We start from the raw sequence: 25560 nt of genomic DNA on the forward strand, positions 1-25560 counted from the left end.
GTACCAGCCTGGGATGGCCCGAGGGAGCACGGGAACCACCATGTCCAACCGCCACCGTTCGTCAGGAAGCCGCCGCCGGCGCAAGCAGGGCAACGCCGGCCGGCTCGGCCTCGTCGGCGCGCTCACCGGCGCCGTCGGGATCGCCGCGGTGGCCGGGGCCATCGTGGTGATGCGCCCCGACGGCAAGGAGGACAAGGGCTCGCCGGTGCTGGCCGGGCAGGACGGCGCGAGCGTCGCGCCGGGCGCCCCCGGCACCACCCCCTCCCCCAGGTCCGGGCCGGTGCTGTCGTTCAACACCCCCGAGGGGTACGGCTACGGGCTGGCCGCGGTCAAGGCGGGCGTCGACGCGCACCCGCTGAAGACCAGCAAGGCCACCACCGCGGGCGCCACGTTCGCCTACGCCGACTACGTGCTCACCAACAACCAGAAGCGCCCGGTGCTGCTGGACTACCCCGCCGACCTGTTCGTGCCGGCCGCCCAGGTGCCCGCGGCCGCCCGCGACCGCTGCATGCCGCAGCCGGGCATCCCCGGCAGCATGTGCACGCTGCCGAACCACAGCCAGATCCTCGCGCGGCTCGGCGGCTCCAAGCCGCCCGTCCGGCAGGACGCCGACACCATGATCCCGGCGGGCGCGTCCTACCTGGTCCGGATCGCCACCGACCTGCCGGTGCAGAGCGGCCTGGACGCCGGCGACATCAAGCTGTACGTGTGGAACGTGCGTTTCACCAGCGACCGCAAGGGCGTCGGGCTCGACTTCCCCTAAGGGGCGCTAGGGCACGTCCACGCCGGTGAAGCCGATGTCCTGGTAGGCGGGCTCGGAGAAGCCGCCCGCGCCGAGGTTGGCCAGGCCCGCGCGGGTCGCCACGATCTGCGGCCGCTGGTAGAGGGGCAGCACGGTCGCCTCCTGCCAGACGAGCCGGTCGGCCTCGTTGGTCAGCCGCCGGGCCCGGGCCGGGTCGAGCGCGCCGATCGCGCGGTCCATCGCGTCGTCGATCGCGGCGGTCCCGGTCCGCGCGTAGTTCTGCTGGATCCGGTCGCCGTGCGGCTTGGCGAACACCGACCGCAGCGACGACAGCGGGAACGCGGTGCCGAGCCAGGAGAACGCGACGATGTCGAAGTCGCCCGGCGTGATGTAGCGGTCGAACAGGTCGTCGGTCGGCACCGGCCGGATGTCGACCCGGATCCCGACGCGCTCCAGCAGCGCCCGGGTCAGCTCGCCCTCCTGCTTGCTGCCGGGCACCCCCGACGGCACGACGAACCGCAGCGCGAGCGTGCGGCCGCCGCGGGCCCGGTACCGGCCGCGGCGCGGCCAGCCCGCCTCGTCCAGCAGCCGCCCGGCGGCCTGCGGGTCGTAGCGGCCGAGCCCGCCGGAGTTGTCGGCGTACCCCTCCTGGGTGTTGACGAAGAAGTGGTTGCCGAGGGTCTGCACCGGCCAGCCGAGGTCGGCGAGGCCGGAGCGGGCGATGGCGCGCCGGTCGATGCCGAGCATCACCGCGCGCCGCACCCGCGGGTCCGACAGGACCGGCCCGGCGGCGTTCAGGGTGAGGTGCCGCCAGTCGGGGCCGCCGGCGCGGTGGATCACCGCGCCGGGCACGCCCGCGGCGCGGCGCAGCGCGCCCGCGTCGGTGCCGATGTCCATCAGGTCGACCTCGCCGTTGGCGAACGCGCCCGGCGCCGCGCTGGAGTCCATCGCGCGGAACACGATCCGGTCGAGCTTGGCGGGCCGCCCCCACCAGCCGGGGTCGCGGTCGATCGTGACGGTCTTGGCGACCTGGTCGATCCGCCCGGCCTGGAACGGCCCGGCGGTGACCGGCAGCCGGTTCAGCCAGCCGTTGTTGAAGGCGGCGGGGTCGTCGCAGGTCGTGGCGGGGTACAGCGGGCTGAACAGGCTGCGCCAGTCGGCGTAGGGGCGGTCGAAGGTCACCTTGACCTCGCCGGCGCGGCCGCGCTCGACCCGGGCGATCTGCCGGTAGCCGGTGACGTTGGCGACCTGGAAGCGCGGGTCGCGGCCTGACAGGGCGTGCGCCTGCGCGGCGAAGTCGCGGTATCCGATCGGCCGGCCGTCCGACCAGCGCGCGCGCTTGTTGAGCCGGTAGGTGACGACCTGCCTGGGCTTGGTGCGGGTCACCTCCGCCGACACCACGTATTCGGGCACCGGGTGCGGGACGCCTCTGGCGTCGGCGCGCATCAGGAACGGCAGCAGCCCCCGCACGACCACGTCGACGACGCCCCTGCTGCCGTTGATCTGGTGGAAGTTCCACTGCGCGGGGAACTCCGGGAGGGGCCAGCGCAGGGTGCCGCCGGAGTGGATGCGGTCGCGGGCCGTCGGGTTGACGTCGGAGGCGGGCAGCCGGCCGGCGGCCGACGGGCTGTCCCCGCCGCCGCCCGAGCATGCGGCGGCGGCGACGGCCAGCACCGCCGCCATGACGATCGGCCCTGTTCTCATGGCGACTTCCACCACGGGGTCTCCCCTTGGGGGTAGTGGCAGGCCGCCCGCTGGTCCTGGCCGCCGGGGGCGGCGCGCAGCACCGGGTCGATCTCGGCGCACAGCCGCCGCTGCTCGCCGTCCAGGCCGGCGTGGCGGGGGCAGCGCGGCCGGAACCGGCAGCCTTCGGGGGGTGCGGACGGGTCGGGCGGGTCGCCGGCCAGCGGGGTCCGGCGGCGGCGGCGCTCGCGCTCGGGATCGGGGTAGGGGACGGCGTCCAGCAGCGCGCGCGTGTAGGGGTGGGCGGGCGCCTCGTACACGGCGTCGACCGAACCGATCTCCACGATCCGGCCGTGGTACATCACCGCGACCCGGTCGGCGATCTGCCGGACGACCGCCAGGTCGTGCGCGACGAACAGGTAGGCCAGGCCCATCCGGGCCTGCAGTTCCTCCAGCAGCTCGGTCACCCCGGCCTGGACGGACACGTCCAGCGCCGCGACGGGCTCGTCCAGCAGCAGCAGGCGCGGCTCCAGCGCCAGCGCGCGGGCGATGCCGACGCGCTGGCGCTGCCCGCCCGACAGGTCCTGGGGGTAGCGCGAGGCATGCTCGGGCTCCAGCCCGACCAGTTTCAGCAGCTCCTGGACCCGGCCGGGGATGAGCGCCTTGCGCACGCCATGAGTGGTGAGCGGTTCGGTGAGGATCGCCGCCACCCGCATCCGGGGGTCGAGGGAGGCGAACGGGTCCTGGAACACCACCTGCAGGTCGCGGCGCAGCGCCTTGCGGCGGGCGGCGGTGAGCGCGGCGGTGTCCTGCCCGAACACCGTGATGCGGCCCTGCTGCGGCGTGCCGAGGCGCAGGATCTCCATCAGCGCGCTGGTCTTGCCGCAGCCCGACTCCCCGACCAGGCCGAGGGTCTCCCCGGCGCGCACGTCCAGGCTGATGCCGTCGACGGCGCGGACCGCGCCGACGCGCCGCTTGTAGAGCGTGCCCCGGTAGCGCGGGTGGTGCTTGACCAGGCCCGTCACCTCCAGCACGGGCGGCCGCTCGTGCCGCGGCGGGCGCGGTGAGCGCAGCACCGGCTCGGGGTCGGGGAACACCCTGTCCTGCCGCTCGGTGGCGGCGGTGTTGACGCAGGCGGCCACGTGGCCCGCCGGGCCGACCGGGGCGGGCGGCGGCTCGCCCCGCGCGCAGGCCGGCAGCACGACGGGGCAGCGCGGCGCGAAGGGGCAGCCGGTCGTGGCGGGCGCGCCCTCCATCGGCAGCGCCCGGGCCGCGCCGCCGTCCAGCCGCGGCAGCGACCGCATCAGCCCGATCGTGTAGGGCATCCGGGGCCGCCGGTACACCTCGCCCACCGGGCCGGACTCCACCGCGCGGCCCGCGTACATGACCATGACGCGGTCGGCGAACCCGGCGACGACGCCGAGGTCGTGGGTGATCAGCACGATGGCGGCGCCGGTGGCCTCCTTGGCGACCCGCAGCACCTCCAGCACCTGCTCCTGCACGGTGACGTCCAGCGCGGTGGTCGGCTCGTCGGCGACGATGGCCAGGGGGTCGTTGGCGATGGCCATCGCGATCATCACGCGCTGGCGCATGCCGCCCGACAGCTCGTGCGGGTAGCCGCGCGCGACCCGGGCCGCGCCCGGGATGCCGACCAGCTCCATCAGCTCCACCGCGCGGGCGCGGGCGGCGCCGCGGGTGGCGCCGGCGTGCACCCGGATCGTCTCGGCGATCTGGTCGCCGATCTGGTGCACCGGGGTGAGGGCCGACAACGGGTCCTGGAACACCATCGCCAGGTCCTTGCCGCGCACCCGCGACAGCTCGGCGTCGGAGCGGCCGAGCAGCTCGCGGCCGCGCAGCCGGACCGAGCCGCGCACCCGCGCGCTCTCGGGCAGCAGCCCGAGCGTGGCGAGGGCGAGGGCGGTCTTGCCCGACCCGGACTCGCCGACGACGCCGAGGACCTCGCCGCGCCGCACCGCGAACCCGACGCCGCGCACCGCGCGCACCCCGGGCGCGTAGGTGACGTGCAGGTCGGCGATCTCCAGCACGGGCTCGGCCGCGGGTTCGAGCACGGGTTCGGCCGCGGGATGCAGCACCGGGGGCGGCACGGGCTCGGGCACGGTCATGGCATCGTCCGCCGGGTCGCCGGGTCCAGGGCGTCGCGCAGGCCGTCGCCGAGCAGGTTGACCGCGAGCACGATCAGCACCAGCAGCCCGGCGGCGAACCCGAACAGCCACGGGTAGGCGGTGGTGCTGCCGCGCGCGTCGGCGACCACGGTGCCGAGCGAGGTGTCGGGCGGCCGCACCCCGAACCCGAAGTAGGACAGGCCGCTCTCGGCCAGGATCGCGACGCTGACGTTCAGCGCGGCGTCCACGGCCAGCAGCGACGCCAGGTGCGGCAGGATGTGCCGGGCGATGACGCGCGGGGCGCTCACCCCGAGGAAGCGGGCGGCCAGCACGTACTCGCGCTCCTTCAGGGAGATCGTCATGGCCCGCACCATCCGCGCGGTCACCATCCACATGAACCCCGCGAGCAGCAGCACCAGCATCGGCCAGCCGCCCGGCAGCACCGGCGACAGCACCGCCACGACCAGGAACGACGGCAGCACCAGCAGCAGGTCGACGCCGAAGGTCAGCGCGCGGTCGGGCCAGCCGCCGCAGAAGCCCGCGACGGTCCCGACGAGGGCGGCCAGGCCCGTCGACAGGACCGCGACGAGCAGCCCGATGAGCAGCGAGCGCCGCATGCCGCGCAGGGTGAGGGCGAACACGTCGTGGCCGCTCTGGGTGGTGCCGAACCAGTGCTCGGCCGACGGCGGCGCGCGGAACGCGGCGAAGTCGGTGTCGTCCCAGCCCCACGGGGACAGCAGCGGGCCGGCGAAGGCGAGCAGGAACAGCGCCGCGAGCAGCGCGAGCCCGGCGCGGGTGCGGCGGTTCACCGGGCGCCCACCCGTACCCGCGGGTCCAGCACGCCGTACAGGACGTCGGAGACCAGGCCGGCCAGCAGCACCGCGACGGCGGCGAAGCAGTCGACCGCGGCGACGACGTTGGCGTCGCCGCGGGTGATGGAGTCGATCAGCCACTCGCCGAGGCCGTGCCAGCCGAAGACCTTCTCGGTGAACATGGCGCCGAGCAGCAGCAGCCCGCTGGTGTAGGCGAAGTAGGTGCACATGGGGATCAGCGCGGTGCGCAGGCCGTGCCGCAACAGCGCGTCGCGGCGGCGGAGGCCCTTGGCGCGGGCGGTGCGCACGAAGTCGGCGTCCAGGACGTCGAGCATCATGCTGCGCTGGTAGCGGCTGTAGAGGGCGAGCTGGGCCAGCGCGATGGTGGCGGTCGGCAGCAGCAGGTGGCGGACGCGGTCGCCGAGGCCGCCGAGCGCGCCGAACGTGCCGTCGGCGGCGCCGGGGCTGGACTCGCCGACCCATTCGAAGACCTGCAGGCCGGTGACGTCGTTGACCTGCTTGGCGGCGGTCTGCAGCAGCATCGCCAGCACGAACACCGGGACGGCCAGCAGCAGGTAGGAGCCGAGGGTGATGAGGCGGTCGGGCATCCGGTGCCGCTTCATCGCCGCCCAGGCGCCGAGCAGGACGCCGAGCGCGAACCCGGCGACCGCGCCGAGCACGAGCAGCCGCAGGCTCACCTGCAGCCGCCGCCACAGCTCGTCGTTGACGGGGGAGCCCTGCCAGGTGCGGCCGAAGTCGCCGTGCAGGACGCCGGTGGCCCAGACGCGGTAGCGGTCCGCCAGCGGGGTGCGGTCGTTGAGGTTGAGCCGGGTCAGCTCGGCCTCGACGACCGCCGCGGGCGGACGGGGGGTGCGGTCCTCGAAGTTGGCGCGGGGCTTCAGCGCGGCGGCCGCCAGCAGGTAGGCGAGGCTGGCGGCGACGACGACGAGGACGGCGTGGTTCACCAGACGGCGTAGCAGGAAACTCGCCATCCTCCCCCTCCCCGCGCGCGAGCCGGTCACGGAATGCTATTGAGCATTCACGGTACGCGCGGGGAGAACGAGGAAACTCGCAACCCAACGTGACCCAACGGTGACGTTGGGGCTAGGAGGCCAGCGCCGGCTCCCGCTCGGGGGCGGGGGCGCCCTTCGCCCGGCCCCGGCCCCGGACGAGGCCCACGCCGAGCAGGGCGGCGGCGCCGGCGATCCAGAGGCCGAGGACGAGCAGCGGGCCGCCCGCGCGGGCGCCGTCGAAGAAGGCGACCGAGCGCAGCAGCGTGGCGGCGGCGCCGGGCGGCAGGGCCTGGCCGATCGCGCCCCAGGGCTGGGGCAGCAGCTCGGGCGCCGAGGTGGCGGCCGACAGCGGGTTGCCGAGCAGCAGGAACGTCAGCGCGCCGATGCCGATGCCGGGCCGGCCGACCGCGGCGGCCAGCCCGACGATGCTGCCGGTGACCGACAGGATCGTCAGCGCGACGGCGCCAGCGAGGGGGGGGTAGGAGCCGGGCAGCAGCGACAGCCAGCCCTGCGCGATCGCGGGCACGGCGAGCCCGCCGAGGAGGGCGAAGGCGCCGACGCCCGCGGCCCGCCAGGCCAGGGACGAGATGAGCAGGGTCAGCAGCACCGCGGCGGCGATGCCGGACATGACCAGCGGCAGCGCGAGGGCGCCGAACCCGGTGCCGCGCGGGTCGTCGGGGTCGGCCGCGACGACGTCCTGGACGGGCGCGGGCCGCTCCCCCGCCATCTGCTGGGCCACCTGGCCGAGCAGCTGGGCGGTCAGCGGCGAGGCCGCGGAGGCGACCAGGACCTTCGGCCCGGCCGGGGTGGTGACGATGGCGCCGTAGGCGGAGCGGCCGGTGAGGGCGGCGCGGGCGGCGACCTCGTCGGGCTTGGCCGTGATCTCGAACGCGCCGGGGCGGGCGTGCTGGAGCCGCTCGGCGACGGCGGCGGACTGCGGCCCGGCGACGACGATCGGCAGGTCGCGCGGGGCGACGCGGGCGGCGGGCCAGGCGAACGCGACGACCATGACCAGCTGCAGGACGGTGGCGGCGAGGGCGACGCCGAGCGCGCGCCCGGCGATCGGAGACGACATGGGGAGCCTCCACTAAAAGCGAATGTTCGTTCTCTTTACTGGACCCAGCGTGGCACCGGGCTGCCACGGTTGTCAAGAACGAGCGTTCGTTTTAGATTGGGGTCATGCCCCGAGTCAGCGAAGAGCACCTGGAACGCCGCCGGCAGCAGATCCTGGACGCCGCCCGCGTCTGCTTCATCCGCAAAGGCCTGCACGAGACCTCGATGCAGGACATCTTCACCGAGTCGGGGCTGTCGGCGGGCGCGGTCTACCGCTACTTCCGCAGCAAGAACGCCATCATCGAGGCGATCACCCTCACCACGATCGGCGACGTGCGGGCCCTGCTGACCAGGCTGGCCCACCAGGACCCCGTCCCGCCCCTGGACGAGACGATCGGCACCGTCTGCGCCCGGCTGATGGAGCTGACCGAGAACGACGGGCCCGTCCGGCTCGCCCCGCAGGCCTGGGCGCTCGCCCTGTACGACCCCGAGGTCGGCGGGCACGTCCGCGAGACCGTCATCGCCATGCGCGACCTGTGGGCGCTGTACATCCGGCGGCTGGCCGAGGCGGGCGCGCTGCCCGCCGACACCGACGCCGAGGCGGCCGCCAAGGCGCTGTTCGGGCTGATGCCCGGCTTCCTGCTGCAGCACCTGCTCATCGGCGACGTCACCCCCGAGGACCTGCGGCACGGGGTGCGCGCCCTGGCCCGGCAGAGCACGCTCGCCGCTCCCGTCTGACCACGGCGAACGGCCCGCCCGGTGCGTGCACCGGGCGGGCCGTTCGGTCAGGTGTCACCCGCGCGTCACCACGGCGGGGGCGTACCGCCCTGCGGGACCGGCGGGGTGTGCGAGGCCGGCGCGGACGGGCCGGGAGGCGGCGGCAGCGACGGCAGGCCCTGCGGCGCGGGCGCCGCTCCCGGGTAGGGCAGGCCCATCCCCTGCGGTCCGCCGAACCCGCCCCCGGGAGGACCCGCGGGACGGCGCCGGCGCCGCGTCACCAGCAGCAGGACCACCACGACGCCCGCGACCGGCGCCAGCACGACCACCGCGATCACCACCAGGGTCCCGGCGCCCATGGGCGTCTCGTCCTTGCCGGCCGTGATCGCGCTCTGCGCGTCACTGATGTACTTGCTCACGTACGGGTGGGCCGGGTAGAGGTTCTGCACTTCCTTGAACTTCGGCACCGCGGCCTTGTAGTGGTGCTGGTGGTAGGAGTCCAGCGCCTCGTTGTAGGCCCTGCTCGTGGGCGAGACGACCGGCTGCACGTTCTTCTCGCGCAGCTTCTCCTTGACGATGCTGACCGGCAGGACGAGCTGCTCGTTCTGCGCGGACTGCCCGTCGGCGGTGTTCAGGCCCGCGATGAGGATGCCGACGACCTTGCCGTTGTCGGCGAACACCGGGCCGCCGGAGTTGCCGCCGTAGGCGGGCGCCTGCGTCTGGAAGTAGGGCACGCCGCCCTGCGTGGCGCGCTGGGCGTTGTAGGGGCCCTGGGTGAAGGCCGGCTGGAGCCGCGAGTCCACGCTCAGCGACCCGTTGTTGGTCACCGTGCCGGGGAACCCGTCGATGTACAGGGTGTTGCCGACCTGCACGTCGTGGTCGTCGCCGAGCCCCAGGGTGGGCAGGTTCGCCTGGCCGCCGACCTTCAGCACCGCCACGTCCTTGCCGGGGTAGCTCTCCCCCGCCGCGACGACCTCGGCCGGCAGCTCCTTGGCGCTCTTGTCGACGCCGCCGCCAGGCACGCTCTGCAGCACGCTGGTGCTCTGGGTCAGCCCGCGCATCTTCAGGTGGCGGGCGTTGAAGGTGGCGAACATCGCGGCGCTGGTCCGCTTGATCTCGTCGTCGGCGCGCACCCCGTTCAGCAGCGCCCGCACGTTGGCCGCGTCCCCCTTGGCCAGGTCGGTGAGGGCCTGCTTGGCGAAGGTGGTGGCGATCTGCTTGTCGTCGGGCTTGACGCAGTGCGCGGCGGTGACCATGTAGCCGTCGCCGGTGACCCACCAGCCGGTGCAGGTGCCGGCGGTGGACGCCTTGACCGTGCGGTCGGGCCCGACCGGCCTCAGGTAGGTGTCGACGTCCTTGGCCATCCGGCCGATCAGCGCCTTGGCGATGTTGAGCTTGTCGCGGGGGATCTCACCGGCCACCACGTCCTGGGCGACCTCGCGGGTCAGCCGGTCGAAGTTGTCCTTGCGGAGGTCCACCGAGGGGACCACCAGCTCGGCCGAGTACCTGGTCACGATGAGCTGCACCGCCGGATGCGACCGGGCGGCCAGCCTGGTGGCGCGCGGCACCTCCTTGCCGTCCGCCGCCGCGACCCCGGGCGTGGTCAGCACGACCATCCCGGCCGCGACCAGCGCTCCCATCACCCTGCGCATGTCCCCGTCCCGCCTCTCCGGCCCCCGTAGGCCCGTTCTGTTCCGAGGTGCCCAGGATCATCCGCCCGAAGTCCCGCCGTCCTGAGGCCGGCGCCCCGCTCGTTCGAGGACATGCCCCCAGGACGTTTACCATTCATTTACTTTGATCGCAGGAGAGCCCATGGGAACGGTGCAACGGCCACACCCCGGCGGGCGGGCCGCCATGCCGCTCGCCCTGGTCGCGGTGACCGCCGTCGTCGGCACGCTGGTCCTCGGACTGTGGGTGCCGCCGGGACGGCGGCTGGTCTGGTGGCATCCCGAGATCGTCATCGCGCTGTTCTGGACGCCGGTCGCCGCGCTGCTGCTCCGGCACCGCCCCGGCCTGCGCGTCGGCTGGCTGATGCTGACCGCCGGCCTCAGCGCGGCCCTGTACGTGCTGGCGCTGAACCTCGGCCCCTGGATGCAGATCCGGCACGTCCCGGGCGCCGGGGCCTTCCTCTGGCTCGGCCAGTGGCTGTGGGCGGTCGACACCTTCGCGCTCACCCTGGTGCTGCCGCTGGTCTTTCCCGACGGCCGGCTGGTGTCGCGCTGGTTCGCGCCGGTGCTGGCCGCCGCCTTCGCGGCGCCGGTGATCGTCTGCGTGCACCTGACCGTGGACCCCGGCGCGCGCCGGTTCCACAACGGCGTCTCGGTCTACCCCTTCCAGGACATCCCGTGGCCGATCGCCGCGACGATCCTGACCACGCTCGCGCTCGGCTTCGTGTCGGTCGTGGTGCGGTTCGTGCGCGCGCCCTCGGACGTGCGGCGGCAGATCGCCTGGGTCATCTACCCCGGCGTGCTGGCCCAGACCATCATCTACGTGGGCGAGTCCACCCCGATCGGCGACCCGATCCGCAATGTCACGATCGCCGCCGTGCCGATCTGCATCGCGATCGCCATCACCCGCTACCGGCTGTACGACATCGACCTGGTCATCAGCCGCACCCTGGTCTACGCGGGCCTGGCCGTCATCATCACCGGCGTGTACTTCGCGCTCGTCGGGACGGTCAGCTCGCTGGTGGCCGACCACGGCCAGCTCGCCGGGCTGGCGGGCGCGATCGCGGCGGGCGCGGTGTTCGAGCCGGCCCGGCGCCGGCTCCAGCGCGCGGTGGACCGGCTGCTGCACGGCGAGCGCGACCCGTACCGGATCGCCGACCGGCTGAACCGGACGCTGCAGACCATCTCCGACCCCGCCGCCGCGCTCGCCGCCGCCGCCGCGACGGTCCGGCACGCCCTGCACGCCGACGGCGTGATCATCGAGGTGCTGGACCGCGAGGGGCAGACGATGGCGGCCGAGGACGGCGCGCTCGGCGACCGGCCGCAGCTCATCCCCCTGGTCTGGCACAGCGAGCCGGTCGGCCGGCTGATCTTCGGCGTCACCCGCACCCCCGACGCGCGGCTGGCCGGCATCCTGGCCCGCAACCTCGCCGAGCTCGCCAGCTCGACCCGGCTCGCGCTCGACGTGCAGCGCTCGCGCGAGCGCATCCTGCGCACCCGCGAGGAGGAGCGGCGGCGCCTGCGCCGCGACCTGCACGACGGGCTCGGCCCGACCCTGGCCAGCCTGGCGATGACGGTCGACGCCGCCCGCATCACCCTGAAGACCGACCCGGCGGCGGTGGACCCGCTGCTGGAGCACCTGCGCACCACCATGGGCCAGACCATCGGCGACATCCGCGAGCTGGTCTACGGCCTGCGCCCGCCGGCCCTGGACGACCTCGGCCTCACCGGCGCGATCGAGGCGCTCGGCGGGGTGGTGGCGTCCGGCGACGGGCCGCAGGTGGACGTGCGGGTGGAGGGCGAGCTGGACTGCCTGCCCGCCGCCGCCGAGGTCGCGGCGTACCGGATCGTCCAGGAGGCCCTGACGAACGTGCACCGGCACGCCAAGGCCGACCGCGCCGTCGTCCGGCTCACCGTGAACGGCGACCTGCACGTGTCGGTGCGCGACGACGGCATCGGGCTGCCGCAGCGGACCCGGTCGGGCGTGGGGATGTCCTCGATGCGCGAGCGGGCGGCCGAGCTCGGGGGGACCTGCACGGTCGAGCCGGCTCCGGAGGGGGGCACCCTCGTCCGCGCCCGGCTGCCCCTGACCGGGGCGCTCAACTAGCTGAGGCTGGTGGTGGGAGGGCCGGCCGCCGCCCCCCGCCAAGAAGGTCGCGACCGGCCCTCAGGCGCCGCATGGATCCGGGGCTCCCATCCCGAACCCGGCGGGCCTCTCCACCAGAGGGTGTGCACGTCAAAAATTAAACCTCTTGCGGTCCCGGCGGTAGGGGACCGTAGTCCCGACCCTACCGGGATCGGCGGCCACCCGGCCGAATGTCTCCCTCGGCGACCAGAACAGCCGGTCCGCTGAGATAGCTGGTACTGCCGTCCAGGGTGACGGTGACGCGCCCGCCCGGCACGTCGACGGTCCACTCGCCGGCGGGCACGGCGTCCCCGGACGCCAGCGACGCGGCCACCGCGACCGCGACGGTCCCGGTGCCGCACGAGCGCGTCTCCCCCGAGCCGCGCTCGAACACCCGCATCTCCACGTGCCGGTCGCCGAGGAAGCGGAAGAACTCCACGTTGACGCCCTCGGGGAACATCGCCGCGTCGAAACCGGGCGCCCGGGACAGGTCCAGGCCCGCGACCGGCTCGTCGACGGGGCAGGCCAGGTGCGGGTTGCCCGTCGACACGCCCTGGCCGGCGAACGTGCGGCCCGCCAGCTCGGCCTCGCCCGTCCCGAGGAGGACCGGCGCGCCCATGTCCACCCGCACGTCACCGGCGGCGCCGACACTGATCCCCCGCAGCCCGGCGCGGGTGGCCACGTCCCACTCGCCGGGTTCGGCGAGGCCCGCGTCGACCAGGTAGCGGGCGAACACGCGGATGCCGTTGCCGCACATCTCGGCGATGCTGCCGTCGGCGTTGCGGTAGTCCATGAACCACTCGGCGGCCTCGTCCTGCCCGGCCGCCTTGCTGCGCACCACGCGCAGCACGCCGTCGCCGCCGATCCCGGCGCGCCGGTCGCACAGCCACGCCACCAGCTCCGGCGTGAGATCCAGCCCGCCGTCCGGGTCCGGCAGGATCACAAAGTCGTTCTCGGTCCCGTGCCCCTTAACAAACCGCATGTGCCGATCGTATTGCCTGCTCCAGCAGGTCCGGCGCGTCGTAGGGCAGCCAGACGACGCGCGGGTCGCGGCGGAACCACGACTCCTGGCGGCGGGCGAAACGGCGGGTGGTGCGGACCGTGTCCTCCTTGGCCTGCTCCTCGGTCCACTCCCCCGCCAGGAACCGCAGGACCTGCGCGTATCCGAGGGCGCGGCCGGCGGTCAGGCCGTCGCGCAGCCCCGCCTTGTCCAGCTCGCGGACCTCCTCGACCAGGCCCGCCGCCCACATCCGCTCGACCCGCAGCGCGATCCGCTCGTCCAGCTCGGGGCGCGGCACGCTCAGCCCGATCTGCACCGCGTCGTGGCGGTAGCGGTGCTCGGGCAGCGTGGCGGTGAACGGGCGGCCGGAGATCTCGATGACCTCCAGCGCGCGCACGACGCGGCGGCCGTTGCTCGGCAGGATCGCCTCGGCGGCGGCGGGGTCCAGCTCCCGCAGCCGCCGGTGCAGGGCGCCCGAACCGTGCTCGGCCAGCTCCTCCTCCAGCCGCGCCCGCACCGCCGGGTCGGTGCCGGGGAACTCCATGTGGTCCAGGGCGGCCCGCACGTACAGCCCGGACCCGCCGACCAGGACCGGGACGTGCCCCCGGCCGCGGATGCCCGCGAAGGCCTCCTCGCTGAGCCGCTGGTACTCGGCGACGCTCGCGGTGACGGAGACGTCCCAGATGTCCAGCAGGTGGTGCGGGACACCGCGCATCTCGGCCGGCGTCAGCTTGGCGGTGCCGATGTCCATGCCGCGGTACAGCTGCATGGAGTCGGCGTTGACCGCCTCGCCGCCGAGGCGCAGGGCCAGTTCCACGGCGAGGTCGGACTTGCCGGCCGCGGTCGGCCCGACGACGGCTATCACGTCTCTGGAGGTCACGTGCTAATTGTGGCAAGGATCTGGGTAGGGGCCGAATGCACGGGCGCCGCCCGGGACGGACGGCGCCGCCGGACAGGGCATGGAGGGATGCACATGTCGTTCGTCGACAAGGTCAAGGAGATGCTCGGCCAGCACGGCGACAAGGCCAAGCAGGGCGTCGAGAAGGCCGGCGACATGTTCGACCAGCGCACCGGCGGCAAGCACGCCGACAAGGTGGACAAGGCGCAGGAGCAGGCCGGCAAGTACATCGACAAGAACAACACGGGCGGCAACGCGGGCCGTACCGCCCCCGATCCGCAGGCGCCGCCTCCGGAAGGCGGTCAGCCCTCGTCATAGCCGGCGGCCTGCACCCGGCGGCGCGGCCGGCATCGGGACGCCCGATGCCGGCGCGCTACGGGCAGGTGGCGCAGCCCGCCGACGCCGCCGCGGGCTGCGCGGGACGGCCGATGGACGGCATCCCAAGCCCGACGGCGGGCTTCGCCGTGCCCTGGCGCGCCTCCCAGGCGTCGCCCGCGCGGGTGCGGCGGACCGGCCCGGCGAGCTCGTCGGCGACCAGGTGGTGCGGCGCGGCGTAGGTGACCACGACGGGCACCATGTCGCCGGGGCGCACCGGCCCGTCCGGGGCCGCGAAGTGCACCAGCCGGTTGTCGGCGGCGCGGCCCGACAGCCGGCGCGTGGCCTCGTCCTTGCGGCCCTCGCCCTCGGCGACCAGCACCTCCAGCGTGCGGCCGAGCTGGCGCTTGTTCTCGGCCCAGGAGATCTCCTCCTGCAGCGCGACCAGCCGCTCGTAGCGCTCCTGCACGACCTGCTTGGGGATCTGGCCGTCCATCGTCGCGGCCGGGGTGCCCGGGCGCTTGGAGTACTGGAAGGTGAACGCCGAGGCGAACCGGGCCTCGCGGACCACGTGCAGGGTCTGCTCGAAGTCCTCCTCGGTCTCGCCGGGGAAGCCCACGATGATGTCGGTGGTGATCGCCGCGTCCGGGATCGCGGCCCGCACCTTCTCGATGATGCCGAGGTAGCGGTCCTGCCGGTAGGAGCGGCGCATCGCCTTCAGCACCCGGTCCGAGCCGGACTGCAGCGGCATGTGCAGCGAGGGCGTCACGTTCGGCGTCTCGGCCATCGCCGCGATCACGTCGTCGGTGAAGTCCTTGGGGTGCGGCGAGGTGAACCGGACCCGCTCCAGGCCCGCGACGCCGCCGCAGGCCCGCAGCAGGCCGGCGAACGCGGACTGGCCGCCCGCGGTCATCTCGCGGACCTCGGCGGGGGCCGCGGCGAGCGCGCCGAAGCCGCTGCCGTAGGCGTTGACGTTCTGGCCGAGCAGGGTGATCTCCACGACGCCGTCGGCGACCAGCGCCTCGATCTCGGCGAGGATCTCCCCGGGGCGGCGGTCCTTCTCCTTGCCGCGCAGCGCGGGCACGATGCAGAACGTGCAGGTGTTGTTGCAGCCCACCGAGATCGACACCCACGCGGCGTAGGGCGACTCGCGGCGGGTCGGCAGCGTGGAGGGGAAGGTGACGAGGGACTCCTCGATCTCCACCTGCGCCTCGGCCTGCACCCGCGAGCGCTCCAGCAGCGCCGGCAGCGCGCCGATGTTGTGCGTGCCGAACACCACGTCGACCCAGGGGGCGCGCTGGACGATGGTGTCGCGGTCCTTCTGCGCCAGGCAGCCGCCGACCGCGATCTGCATGCCGGGGTGGCCGTCCTTGACGGGCCGCAGATGGCCGAGGTTGCCGTACAGGCGGTTGTCGGCGTTCTCCCGCACGGCGCAGGTGTTGAACACCACCACGTCCGGCTCGGCACCGCCGGCCCGGACGTACCCGGCGTCCTCCAGCAGCCCGGCCAGGCGCTCGGAGTCGTGGACGTTCATCTGGCAGCCGTAGGTACGGATCTCGTACGTGCGGGGGCCGCTCTCGTCGGTCGCAGTCATGACAGTGCAAGGGTACGCGTCGCGCACCACTCCCCGTGCGCCCCCGCGGCCCCTCCCAAGATCGTTCCCCCCGGGCGCCACGCCCGTCGCGACCCGCGCCGCGCGGCCGTCGTGATCTCCTGAATCCCCTGTCGACGTGGGCTTCTGTGACCTGATCGGAACGTCGCGTACCTTGCCGCGTGATGGAGATGACGTAAAGTCCGGGCCCATGACGGACATCGGCAACGTGGCGGATGACGAGGTGGCGCCGGCCGGGGGCGGGCCTCTGGTGGTCTTGGAGAACGTCAACAAGCACTTCGGCGAGCTGCACGTTCTCAAGGACATCAACCTCACCATCAACCGGGGTGAGGTCGTCGTGGTGATCGGCCCCTCCGGCGGCGGCAAGTCGACCCTGTGCCGGTCGATCAACCGGCTGGAGCCCATCGACGGCGGCACCATCCTGCTGGACGGCAAGAAGCTCCCGAGCGAGGGCAAGGAACTGGCCCGGCTCCGCGCCGATGTGGGCATGGTGTTCCAGTCCTTCAACCTGTTCGCCCACAAGACCATCCTGGAGAACGTCACGCTCGGGCCGATCAAGGTCCGCAAGCGGGGCAAGCAGGAGGCCGAGAAGCACGCCATGGAGCTGCTGGACCGGGTCGGCATCGCCGCCCAGGCGCAGAAGTTCCCCGCGCAGTTGTCGGGCGGCCAGCAGCAGCGCGCCGCCATCGCCCGCGCGCTCGCGATGAAGCCCAAGGTGATGCTCTTCGACGAGCCCACGTCGGCACTGGACCCCGAGATGGTCAAGGAAGTGCTCGACGTGATGACGGGCCTGGCGCAGGAGGGCATGACCATGATCGTGGTGACCCACGAGATGGGCTTCGCCCGGCGCGCCGCCCAGAAGGTCGTCTTCATGGCCGACGGGCAGGTGGTCGAGGAGAGCACGCCCGAGGAGTTCTTCACCAACGCGCGAACCGACCGCGCCAAGGACTTCCTTTCCAAGATCCTCTCGCACTGAGCCGCGGGGCTCCGGCGTTAAACAGCACAGGGAGAGTAATGATGCTCGTTCGCAAGTTCGGGGTTGCGCTCGCCGCGCTGGCCGCGACCTCCATGGTGGCGTCCGGCTGCAGCGCCAAGAAGGAGAGCACGGTCGACGGCAAGAAGGAGCTGATCGTCGGCGTCAAGGCCGACCAGCCCGGGATGGGCCTGAACACCCCGCAGGGTTACCAGGGCATCGACATCGACGTGGCGAACTACATCGCCAAGAAGCTCGGCGCGACCAAGGTCACCTTCAAGGAGGCCAAGTCCGCCAACCGCGAGTCGTTCCTGGCCAACGGCACCGTCGACATGGTCGTGGCGACCTACTCGATCACCCCCGAGCGGCTGCCCAAGGTCACCTTCGGCGGCCCCTGGGTGATCACCCACCAGGACATCCTGGTGCGCGCCAACGACAGCGCCATCAAGAGCGTGGACGACCTGAAGGGCAAGAAGCTCTGCCAGGTGTCGGGCTCCAACTCCTGGAAGCGCGTCACCGAGGAGAAGAAGGTCGCCGCCAAGCTGGTGCCGGCGCAGGGCTACGAGGACTGCATCACCAAGCTGAAGGGCGGCACGGTCGACGCGGTCTCCACCGACGCGACGATCCTGGCCGGTTACGCCCAGCGCGAGGGCACCGCCTTCAAGCTGGTCAACGCCCCCTTCACCGACGAGAAGTACGGCGTCGGCCTGAAGAAGGGCGACAAGAAGGGCTGTGAGGCCGTCAACAAGGCCATCACCGACATGTACAAGGACGGCACCGCCAAGCAGCTGTGGGACAAGTGGTTCGGCAAGACGAACCTGAAGTTCGACGCCACCCAGCCGCCCGCCCAGGGCTGCAGCTGATCGCCTCCTGTCACCGTCTCCCCGGAACGCCGGCGGGCCCGTGCGGGCACGCCGGCGTTCCGCCAGAGGATGAAGCTCAATGAACTGGGACGTTCTCTTCGACTTCAGTCCGTTCGCCAAGGAGTCCGACAAGGTACTTGAGGCGTTCTGGGCCACCATCCGGCTGTCGGCCACCACCGGCGTGCTGTCGCTGATCCTCGGCACGCTGCTGGTCGCGATGCGGGTCTCGCCGACGCCGGTGCTGCGCGCCATCGGCACGTTCTACGTCAACACCTTTCGCAACACCCCGCTGACGCTGATCCTGGTGTTCTGCAGCCTCGGGCTCAGCGACACCCTCAAGATCAATATTTCGGACGAGACGTCGGTCAACAGCTTCTGGCTGGCGGTCTTCGGGTTCTCTGCCTACACCGCGGCGTTCGTCTGCGAGTCGCTGCGCGCGGGCATCAACACCGTGCCGCTCGGCCAGGCCGAGGCGGCGCGCGCGATCGGCCTGCCGTTCACCCAGTCGCTGCGGCTGGTGATCCTGCCGCAGGCGTTCCGGGCGTCCATCGCCCCGCTCGGCAGCGTCCTGATCGCGATGATCAAGAACTCGACGGTCGTGCTGGTGGCGGGCTATATCGAGGCCGCCGCGCAGATGAGGCAGATGTTCGAGGACTACGGAGCGACCTTGCCGATCTTCCTGGGCTTCGCCGCCGGGTTCATGGTGCTGACGCTGCCCGCGGGCCTGCTGGTCAGCCACCTCAGCAAGCGGCTGGCGGTGATCCGATGACCACGCTGACCAGTGCGACGCCGCCCAAGAAGAAGTCCAAGCGGCCCAAGGCCGAGCCCACGGTGCTGTTCGACGCGCCCGGGCCGAAGGCGCGGCGGCGCAACGCGATCCTCACCGTCCTCGGTGTGGTGGTCGTGGCCGGCATCCTGTACGCGATCTACCACCGGCTGGACCAGGCGGACCAGTTCCAGGGCCGGCTGTGGAAGCCCTTCGTCGAGGGCAGCACCTGGACCAAGTACATCCTGCCCGGCCTCGGCGGCACGCTGAAGGCCGCGGTCGTCGCCGCCGTGCTGGCGCTGCTGTTCGGTGTGGTCTTCGGCCTCGGCCGGATGTCGGACCACGCCTGGTTGCGGGTGCCGAGCGCGATCGTGGTGGAGTTCTTCCGCGCGATCCCGCTGCTGCTGCTGATCTTCTTCATCTTCTCCGGCCCGGCCACCATCGCGACCGGCCTGAACCGGGAGCCCCCGCACATCAGCGCGTTCACCGCGGTCGTGGCCGGGCTGATGCTCTACAACGGCTCGGTGCTGGCGGAGATCTTCCGGTCCGGCATCCAGTCGCTGCCGCGCGGCCAGTCCGAGGCGGCCTACGCCATCGGCCTGCGCAAGAACGCGGTGATGCGGCTGATCCTGGTGCCGCAGGCCACCACGGCGATGCTGCCGGCGATCATCAGCCAGCTGGTGGTGCTGTTGAAGGACTCGGCGCTCGGCTACATCATCGCCTACGAGGAACTGCTGAACGAGGGCTTCAAGCAGATCCCGGCCAACTACGGCAACCTGCTGCCGGCCGCGATCGTCATCAGCGTCATCTACATCCTGCTCAACCTGACGCTCAGCCGCATCGCGACGGTACTGGAGCGGCGCTCGCGCCGCAGCCGCAAGAGCTCGGCGCCGACGATGGCGGCCGGGGCTCCCACCCAGATCGAATCCGGGATGGGCAACGCCGCGTTCTAGCCGCCACTGTCTCGTCCACCACACGGGGGCGCCGCCGGGAATCCGGGGGCGCCCCCGCTGGTTTGCGCGGGCGTGACGTACGACGTGGACGTGGCCGTGATCGGGGCCGGGCAGGCGGGGCTGTCGGCCGGGTACTTCCTGCGGCGGGCGGGACTGGGCTTCGTGATGTTCGACCACGCTCCCCGCGCGGGGGGCGCCTGGCAGCACCGCTGGCCGACGCTGACGCTCGGCAAGGCGCACGGCATCCACGATCTGCCCGGGATGCCGCTCGGCGAGCCTGACGGGTCCCGGCCTGCTTCGGAGGTCGTCTCGGAGTACTTCGCCCGCTATGAGCGGACCTTCGACCTGGACGTGCACCGGCCGGTGGACGTGATGGCGGTGTCGGACCTGCCGGACGGGCGGCTGCTGCTGGAGACGTCCGAAGGCGAGTACGCCGTCCGGGCGCTGATCAACGCGACCGGGACGTGGGAGCGGCCGTTCTGGCCCTACTACCCCGGGATGGAGTCGTTCGGCGGGCGGCATCTGCACACGGCGGACTACCAGGGGCCCACGGAGTTCGCCGGGAAGCGGGTGGTGGTCGTCGGCGGCGGCGCCTCGGGCGTCCAGGCGCTGCTGGAGATCGCTGAGGTGGCCGCAGAGACGACGTGGGTGACGCGGCGGCCTCCGGTGTGGGTGGACGGCCCGTTCGATCACGAGCGGGGCCGTGCGGCCGTCGCGCGGGTGGCCGACCGGGTCCGGGCGGGGCTGCCGCCGGCGAGCGTCGTCAGCGTGACCGGCCTCACCGTCACCGATGAGGTGCGCGCGGCCCGCGAGAGCGGGGTGCTGGCCCGGCGGCCGATGTTCGAGCGCGTCACCCCGGGCGGCGTCGCGTGGGCGGACGGCGCCGAGGTCCGCGCCGACGTGATCCTGTGGGCGACGGGCTTCCGCGCCGCGCTGGACCATCTGGCGCCGCTCCGGCTGCGCGGCCCCGGCGGCGGCATCGCGATGGACGGCACGGCCGTCGCCGCCGACCCGCGGATCCACCTGCTGGGTTACGGTCCGTCCGCCAGCACGATCGGAGCGGGCCGCGCGGGACGGGCCGCCGTCCGGGAGGTCGGCGGGCTGCTGACCGGCGCCCGGAACACCGGAAATGTGGCGGCGGTGACGATCTCCGCCGCCGGCTGAGCCCGCCCCGGTCCGCGGCTTGTATCTTTCCGAGGTCAACTGCCCCGTCATGGCCCCAACCGATCGCCGTATGCGGGACGATTCGGTTATGACCGCTCGCGCGACCCTCCCCTACGGCTCCTGGCCCTCCCCCATCTCCGCCGCCGACGTCGCCCGCGCCCGGCTGCGCCTCGCCTTTCCCACCGTGTCGGGTTCCGACGTGTGGTGGCAGGAGTCCCGTCCGGAGGAGGACGGCCGTACCACGGTCATGCATCTTGAGGGCGGGCAACGCACCGAGCTGCTGCAGGCCCCCTGGGACGCCCGGACCCGGGTGCACGAGTACGGGGGCCGCTCCTACCTGCCGGTCCCGGCCGACGACGGCCATGTGATCGTCTTCTCCAACTACGAGGACCAGCGGCTGCACCGGCTGGATCCCGGCGATCCGAAACCGCGGCCGCTCACCCCCGAGCCCGCCGAGCCCGGCGGGCTGCGCTACGCCGACTACGTGCTGTCGCCCGACGGCACCGAGATCTGGTGCGTCTGCGAGGGGCACACCCCCGACGGCGGGATCCGGCGCGCCATCGTCGCGGTCCCGCTGGACGGCAGCGCCGCCGAGGACGCCGGGGCCATCCGCGAGCTGGTCACCGGCGCGCACTTCTACGCCTCCCCCGCGCCGTCCCCGGGCGGCGGCCACCTGGCCTGGGTGCAGTGGAGCCACCCCCGGATGCCCTGGGACGGCACCGAGGTGCGCGTCGCCGCGCTGGAGGACGGCCGCACCGTCGTGCCGCAGTCGGGCCGCACCGTCAAGGGCGGGCTCACCGAGTCGGCGCTCGCGCCGCTGTGGGCCGGCGACAGCGCCCTGTACGTGATCTCCGACTGGCCCGGCTGGTGGAACATCTACGAGGTCGGGCTGCACGGCGAGTCGGCGCAGGCGCTCTACCCGGCCGAGGAGGAGTTCGCCGGGCCGCTCTGGCAGCTCGGCGGGATGCCCTACGCGCTGCTCGGCGACGGGCGCCTGGCCGTCCTGCACGGCGAGGGCGACCAGCGTCTCGGCGTCTACGACCCCGAGACGCTGGAGCTCACCGACCTGGACGTCCCCTACGACGACTGGCAGCTTGCGCTGTCGGCCGACGGCACCACCATCGTCGGCATCGCGGGCGGCGCCGACGTGCCGCCCTCGCTGGTGCGGGTCGACGTCACCACCGGCCGCGTCGAGGGACTGCGCCGCGAGCTGGCCGAGGTGCCCGACGTCGCCTACCTGCCGAAGCCGCGCGCCGAACGGCTGGAGGGCCCGTTCGGGCGGCCGGTGCACGCCTACGTCCACCCGCCGGCCAACCCCGAGGCCGCCGGGCCCGAGGGCGAACTGCCGCCGTACGTGGTGTTCGTGCACGGCGGGCCGACCAGCCGGGCGTCCAGCACGCTCAGCCTGGAGCGGGCCTACTTCACCAGCCGCGGCATCGGCGTGATCGACGTCAACTACGGCGGGTCCACCGGCTACGGCCGCGCCTACCGCGAGCGGCTGCGCCGCCAGTGGGGCGTGGTCGACGTGGAGGACGCGGTGGCGGCCGCGCAGGCCCTGGTCGACGGCGGCATCGCCGACCCGGCGCGGCTGGCGATCCGGGGCGGCAGCGCCGGCGGCTGGACCACCCTCGCCGCGATCACCCAGACGGACCTGTTCAAGGCCGCCACGTCCTACTTCGGCATCAGCGACCTGCAGAGCTTCGCCGCCGCCACGCACGACTTCGAGTCGCAGTACCTGTTCGGCCTGATCGGGCCGCTGCCCGGATTCGAGCGGGCCTACGAGGAGCGGTCCCCGCTGAACCGCGCGGACAACGCCTCCTGCCCCGTCCTGCTGCTGCAGGGGCTGGACGACCCGGTGGTGCCGCCGGACCAGTCCGAGCGCTTCGCCGTCGCGCTCGCGGACAAGAAGATGCCCTACGCCTACCTGACGTTCGAGGGCGAGTCGCACGGCTTCCGCAAGGCCGCGACGACCATCGCCTGCCTGGAGGCCGAACTGGCCTTCTACGGGCAGACCCTCGGCTTCGAGCCGCGCGGGGTGCAGCCGATCGACCTGGCCGCCGGCTGAGCCGTGCCGCGCCCAGGCCCGCGCGGCTCGCCGCTGGACCGGCGCCGGCGCGCCCCGGGGCTCCCCCGGGGCGCGGCGCGCGGTCAGGCGCGCTTGTCGGCGGCGGTGCGCAGGTCGTAGACGTCCCTGTCGAAGTAGGGCGAGTACGAGGTGGAGGCGGTGCTGCCGCCGCCCTGGTAGCCGCCGATGACGCCGTTGATGTAGCCGGTGTGGGTGCGGCCGCTGTAGTTCAGCAGCCAGGGGCTGCCGCTCGTGCCGCCGTAGAACCCGGTGCAGTCCATCCGGATCTGGTACTTGCTCTTGCGCTTGGTCTTGGTGCGGCAGTAGATCGGGTGGTCCCGCCGGTCGTGCACGATCTTGGGGTAGCCGGCGATGTTGACCCACTTGCCGGTGCCCTGGTTGATCGCCAGCTTGTTGTAGCCGACCGCCTTCTCGATGGTGCGGCCGCCGCGCTTGTTCAGGGCGGCGTAGCCGAAGTCCAGGTCGACGTCGCCCTTGCTCACCCAGTTGCGGTGCACGGTCATCGACTTGACCGTCCAGACGCCGTAGGGGCGCCGCCCCCGGTCGTACTTGGGCACGAAGGCGATCTTGCGCGCGTAGTGGCCGCCGCGGCCGCCGTGCAGGCAGTGCGCCGCGGTCAGGATCAGGCTGTGGGACCCGCTGTGCACGACGCTGGCGGTGCAGTAGTGGTCACCGCCGCCGTTGTTGAAGAACAGGGCGCCGAGCGTCGGGATGCCGCCGAAGGTCTTGGACCGCGCGACACTGCCGGACGCGGCCCGCACGCCGTCGTCGGCCCGCTGGTCGATCGGGGTGGCGCCGCCCATCCGCCGGTCGGTCCAGTACCGCTCGGTCTCACCGGCGTCGGTGGCGCTGATCAGCACCCCCGCCGACATGTCTCCGACGACATGCCCCTGTGCCCGGTTCCCGGCCAGCAGGACCGCGCCTGCCCCCGCGACGACCACCCCCGTGGAAGTCGCGGCCACTACCGTCCAACGCGTGCGCCCCATTCGCATTCGCACGAAACTACCGACTCGAGCGCCCCGTCACAATCCGAATGATCATTTATCCCGGTGTGTCAGCGGGCGAACTCGGTCGCGCGCGACTCCCGCACGACCGTCACCCGGATCTGGCCCGGGTAGGTCAGCTCGTCCTCGACCTGCTTGGCGATGTCGCGGGCGATCACCTGGGCCTGGATGTCGTCGACGGCGTCGGGCTTGACCATCACCCGGATCTCCCGGCCGGCCTGCATGGCGAAGACCTTCTCCACGCCCTCGTGCTTCTCGCGGGCGATCTCCTCCAGCCGCTCCAGCCGCTTGACGTAGGCCTCCAGCGACTCGCGGCGGGCGCCGGGCCGGCTGCCGCTGATGGCGTCGGCGGCCTGGGTGAGCACCGCCTCGACGGTGCGGACCTCGACCTCGTTGTGGTGCGCCTCGATGGCGTGCACCACGTCCTCGTGCTCGCCGTACCGGCGCGCGATCTCCGCGCCGATCAGCGCGTGGCTGCCCTCCACCTCGTGGGTGAGGGCCTTGCCGATGTCGTGCAGCAGCGTGCAGCGCTTGGCCGGCTCGACCGGCAGCCGCAGCTCGCTCGCCATGATCCCGGCCAGGTGCGCCGACTCGATCAGGTGCTTCAGCACGTTCTGCCCGTAGGAGGTGCGGTACCTCAGCTGGCCGAGCAGCGCGATCAGCTCCGGGTGCATGTCGGTGATGCCGACCTCGACCAGGGCGTCCTCGCCGGCCCGCACGCACAGCTGCTCGACCTCGTGCTTGCTGCGCTCGTAGATCTCCTCGATGCGCTGGGGGTGGATGCGGCCGTCCAGCACCAGCTTCTCCAGCGTCAGCCGGCCGACCTCGCGGCGCACCGGGTCGAAGCAGCTGAGCAGCACCGCCTCCGGCGTGTCGTCGATGATCAGGTTGACGCCGGTGGTGGACTCGAAGGAGCGGATGTTGCGGCCCTCGCGGCCGATGATCCGGCCCTTCATCTCGTCGCCGGGCAGGTGCAGCACCGTCACCACCGACTCGGCGGTCTGCTCGCTGGCCACCCGCTGGATGGCCAGCGTCACGATCTTGCGGGCGCGCTTGTCGCCCTCGGCCCGCGCGGCGTTCTCGATCTCCCGGGTGAGCGGGATCGCCTCCCGCTTGGCCTGGTTCTCGATGGCGGCGACCAGCTCGCCCTTGGCGTCCTCGGCGGTGAGCCCCGCCGCCCGCTCCAGGACCCGCCGGCGCTCCTCCGCCAGCTCCCCGATCTCGGCGCGGCGCTCCTCCAGGGCGCGCTCGGTGCCGGTGAGCCGCCCGGCCCACTCCTCCAGCCGCCGCGCCTCGCGGTCCAGCCGCTGCTCGCGTTCGGCGAGCCGCTCCTCCCGGCGCTCCAGCTCGGCGCGCTGGGCGCCGAGGGTCTCGCGCTGCGACCTGGCCTCCTCCTCGGCCTCCTCGCGGGCCGCCCCGAGGAGCTCCTGGGCGCGCGTGTCGGCCTTGCGCAGCATCTCCTCGGCGTCGGCCCTGGCCTGGAGGAGGATCTCCTCGGCCGCCCGCGCGGCCTCCTCCCGCGCCGTGGTGCCGGGCCGCCGGACCAGCAGCACGACCAGAGCGACCAGGGTCACCAGCAGCGCCGCACCCAACAGGACGCTCATCATGAGGCAGACCCTTCCTCGCCGATGGGCCCCGTGGGAGTCGGAGCCCTGCCACGCGAGGATCTACCCGCACCCCTGCGGACCACCGGGTACGCCGATCACCCGGGCGCCGCGACGCGGGCCCGGTGACCACCGGCCCCTCGGCCGAGGCGGTGTCGCCGCTCTACCTCTCAGCTGCTCGAAATGCTCAGATGTATGACAATCCGCAGTGCGCGGAGTAACTCCTCACTGCCGTTACGGTAAGCGGCGGGAAGGTAATGAGCAAGCAAACGCCTGGCATTCCGGACTAACCGAACGCCCTCGTGAGGAGTTCCTTACCGAACCCCACCCTGGCCCACCTGCATCATCGCCCGGCCACCGCGAGTCAGCGCGCCGTCACCATCGCGT

General features: G+C 73.0%; 21 protein-coding genes. 10 read left to right on the forward strand and 11 right to left on the reverse strand.

The window, feature by feature from the left end:
• The first annotated feature begins 40 nt into the window (after nt 1-40).
• Nucleotides 41-763 carry a hypothetical protein gene (locus tag ACRB68_RS04000; RefSeq protein ID WP_153530870.1) on the forward strand — a complete coding sequence of 241 codons (723 nt, stop codon included), beginning with the start codon at nt 41-43 and terminating at the stop codon, nt 761-763.
• Nucleotides 764-769: 6 nt separating this feature from the next.
• Here the strand turns inward: ACRB68_RS04000 and ACRB68_RS04005 are convergent, their stop codons facing one another.
• The 5 genes from ACRB68_RS04005 to ACRB68_RS04025 form a co-directional block, all read right to left on the reverse strand.
• Nucleotides 770-2446: an ABC transporter family substrate-binding protein gene (locus ACRB68_RS04005; RefSeq protein WP_153530871.1), complete on the reverse strand. Its 1677-nt coding sequence runs from the start codon at nt 2444-2446 to the stop codon at nt 770-772.
• Complete coding sequence (locus ACRB68_RS04010) at nt 2443-4548, reverse strand: dipeptide ABC transporter ATP-binding protein (protein WP_153530872.1); 2106 nt, start codon at nt 4546-4548, stop codon at nt 2443-2445. The genes ACRB68_RS04005 and ACRB68_RS04010 overlap by 4 nt, the downstream gene beginning before the upstream one ends.
• Nucleotides 4545-5357 carry an ABC transporter permease gene (locus ACRB68_RS40955; protein WP_328593725.1) on the reverse strand — a complete coding sequence of 271 codons (813 nt, stop codon included), beginning with the start codon at nt 5355-5357 and terminating at the stop codon, nt 4545-4547. The genes ACRB68_RS04010 and ACRB68_RS40955 overlap by 4 nt, the downstream gene beginning before the upstream one ends.
• Nucleotides 5354-6352, reverse strand: a complete 999-nt coding sequence (locus tag ACRB68_RS40960; RefSeq protein WP_153530873.1) for an ABC transporter permease — start codon at nt 6350-6352, stop codon at nt 5354-5356. The genes ACRB68_RS40955 and ACRB68_RS40960 overlap by 4 nt, the downstream gene beginning before the upstream one ends.
• A 112-nt stretch (nt 6353-6464) precedes the next feature.
• Nucleotides 6465-7448 (reverse strand): hypothetical protein, encoded by a 984-nt coding sequence (locus ACRB68_RS04025; RefSeq protein WP_153530874.1) that lies wholly within the window; start codon nt 7446-7448, stop codon nt 6465-6467.
• Nucleotides 7449-7552: 104 nt separating this feature from the next.
• Here ACRB68_RS04025 and ACRB68_RS04030 point away from each other — a divergent pair, with 104 nt between their 5' ends.
• Nucleotides 7553-8164 (forward strand): TetR/AcrR family transcriptional regulator, encoded by a 612-nt coding sequence (locus ACRB68_RS04030; protein WP_153530875.1) that lies wholly within the window; start codon nt 7553-7555, stop codon nt 8162-8164.
• A gap of 65 nt (nt 8165-8229) precedes the next feature.
• Here ACRB68_RS04030 and ACRB68_RS41945 read toward each other — a convergent pair whose 3' ends face one another.
• Nucleotides 8230-9795, reverse strand: a complete 1566-nt coding sequence (locus tag ACRB68_RS41945) for a S1 family peptidase (protein WP_194293181.1) — start codon at nt 9793-9795, stop codon at nt 8230-8232.
• 160 nt (nt 9796-9955) lie between these two features.
• Here ACRB68_RS41945 and ACRB68_RS04040 point away from each other — a divergent pair, with 160 nt between their 5' ends.
• A complete protein-coding gene (locus tag ACRB68_RS04040; RefSeq protein WP_153530876.1) occupies nt 9956-11917 on the forward strand; it encodes a sensor histidine kinase in 1962 nt (653 codons plus the stop codon).
• Between the two features lie 181 nt (nt 11918-12098).
• Here ACRB68_RS04040 and dapF read toward each other — a convergent pair whose 3' ends face one another.
• Nucleotides 12099-12917: a diaminopimelate epimerase gene (dapF, locus tag ACRB68_RS04045; RefSeq protein ID WP_153530877.1), complete on the reverse strand. Its 819-nt coding sequence runs from the start codon at nt 12915-12917 to the stop codon at nt 12099-12101.
• Nucleotides 12904-13800: a tRNA (adenosine(37)-N6)-dimethylallyltransferase MiaA gene (gene miaA, locus ACRB68_RS04050; RefSeq protein ID WP_328594069.1), complete on the reverse strand. Its 897-nt coding sequence runs from the start codon at nt 13798-13800 to the stop codon at nt 12904-12906. Before miaA ends, dapF begins: the two co-directional genes overlap by 14 nt.
• 108 nt (nt 13801-13908) lie before the next feature.
• Between miaA and ACRB68_RS04055 the strand changes: the two genes are divergently transcribed.
• Nucleotides 13909-14151, forward strand: a complete 243-nt coding sequence (locus ACRB68_RS04055) for an antitoxin (RefSeq protein ID WP_153530878.1) — start codon at nt 13909-13911, stop codon at nt 14149-14151.
• Between the two features lie 55 nt (nt 14152-14206).
• Here the strand turns inward: ACRB68_RS04055 and miaB are convergent, their stop codons facing one another.
• Nucleotides 14207-15742: a tRNA (N6-isopentenyl adenosine(37)-C2)-methylthiotransferase MiaB gene (gene miaB / locus ACRB68_RS04060; protein WP_153530879.1), complete on the reverse strand. Its 1536-nt coding sequence runs from the start codon at nt 15740-15742 to the stop codon at nt 14207-14209.
• Nucleotides 15743-15950: 208 nt separating this feature from the next.
• Between miaB and ACRB68_RS04065 the strand changes: the two genes are divergently transcribed.
• The 6 genes from ACRB68_RS04065 (at nt 15951) to ACRB68_RS42780 (ending at nt 22544) form a co-directional block, all read left to right on the forward strand.
• Nucleotides 15951-16736 carry an amino acid ABC transporter ATP-binding protein gene (locus ACRB68_RS04065; protein ID WP_153530880.1) on the forward strand — a complete coding sequence of 262 codons (786 nt, stop codon included), beginning with the start codon at nt 15951-15953 and terminating at the stop codon, nt 16734-16736.
• 38 nt (nt 16737-16774) lie between these two features.
• On the forward strand, nt 16775-17596 hold the full coding sequence (locus tag ACRB68_RS04070; protein ID WP_328593726.1) for a glutamate ABC transporter substrate-binding protein: 822 nt from the start codon (nt 16775-16777) through the stop codon (nt 17594-17596).
• A 79-nt stretch (nt 17597-17675) separates the two neighbouring features.
• Complete coding sequence (locus tag ACRB68_RS04075; RefSeq protein ID WP_153530881.1) at nt 17676-18365, forward strand: amino acid ABC transporter permease; 690 nt, start codon at nt 17676-17678, stop codon at nt 18363-18365.
• Nucleotides 18362-19315 carry an amino acid ABC transporter permease gene (locus ACRB68_RS04080; protein WP_153530882.1) on the forward strand — a complete coding sequence of 318 codons (954 nt, stop codon included), beginning with the start codon at nt 18362-18364 and terminating at the stop codon, nt 19313-19315. Before ACRB68_RS04075 ends, ACRB68_RS04080 begins: the two co-directional genes overlap by 4 nt.
• Nucleotides 19316-19387: 72 nt before the next feature.
• Nucleotides 19388-20479 (forward strand): NAD(P)-binding domain-containing protein, encoded by a 1092-nt coding sequence (locus ACRB68_RS04085; RefSeq protein ID WP_328593727.1) that lies wholly within the window; start codon nt 19388-19390, stop codon nt 20477-20479.
• Between the two features lie 964 nt (nt 20480-21443).
• Complete coding sequence (locus ACRB68_RS42780; RefSeq protein WP_407924285.1) at nt 21444-22544, forward strand: alpha/beta hydrolase family protein; 1101 nt, start codon at nt 21444-21446, stop codon at nt 22542-22544.
• A gap of 83 nt (nt 22545-22627) precedes the next feature.
• Here ACRB68_RS42780 and ACRB68_RS04095 read toward each other — a convergent pair whose 3' ends face one another.
• The gene (locus ACRB68_RS04095; RefSeq protein WP_194293182.1) at nt 22628-23527 is read right to left on the reverse strand and encodes a trypsin-like serine peptidase; all 900 of its coding nucleotides are present in this window, start codon (nt 23525-23527) and stop codon (nt 22628-22630) included.
• A gap of 92 nt (nt 23528-23619) precedes the next feature.
• Nucleotides 23620-25176 carry a ribonuclease Y gene (rny, locus tag ACRB68_RS04100; protein ID WP_153530886.1) on the reverse strand — a complete coding sequence of 519 codons (1557 nt, stop codon included), beginning with the start codon at nt 25174-25176 and terminating at the stop codon, nt 23620-23622.
• Between the last annotated feature and the right edge of the window lie 384 nt (nt 25177-25560).

The sequence above is a fragment of the Actinomadura macrotermitis genome, assembly GCF_009604375.1.
Taxonomy (GTDB): domain Bacteria; phylum Actinomycetota; class Actinomycetes; order Streptosporangiales; family Streptosporangiaceae; genus Spirillospora; species Spirillospora macrotermitis.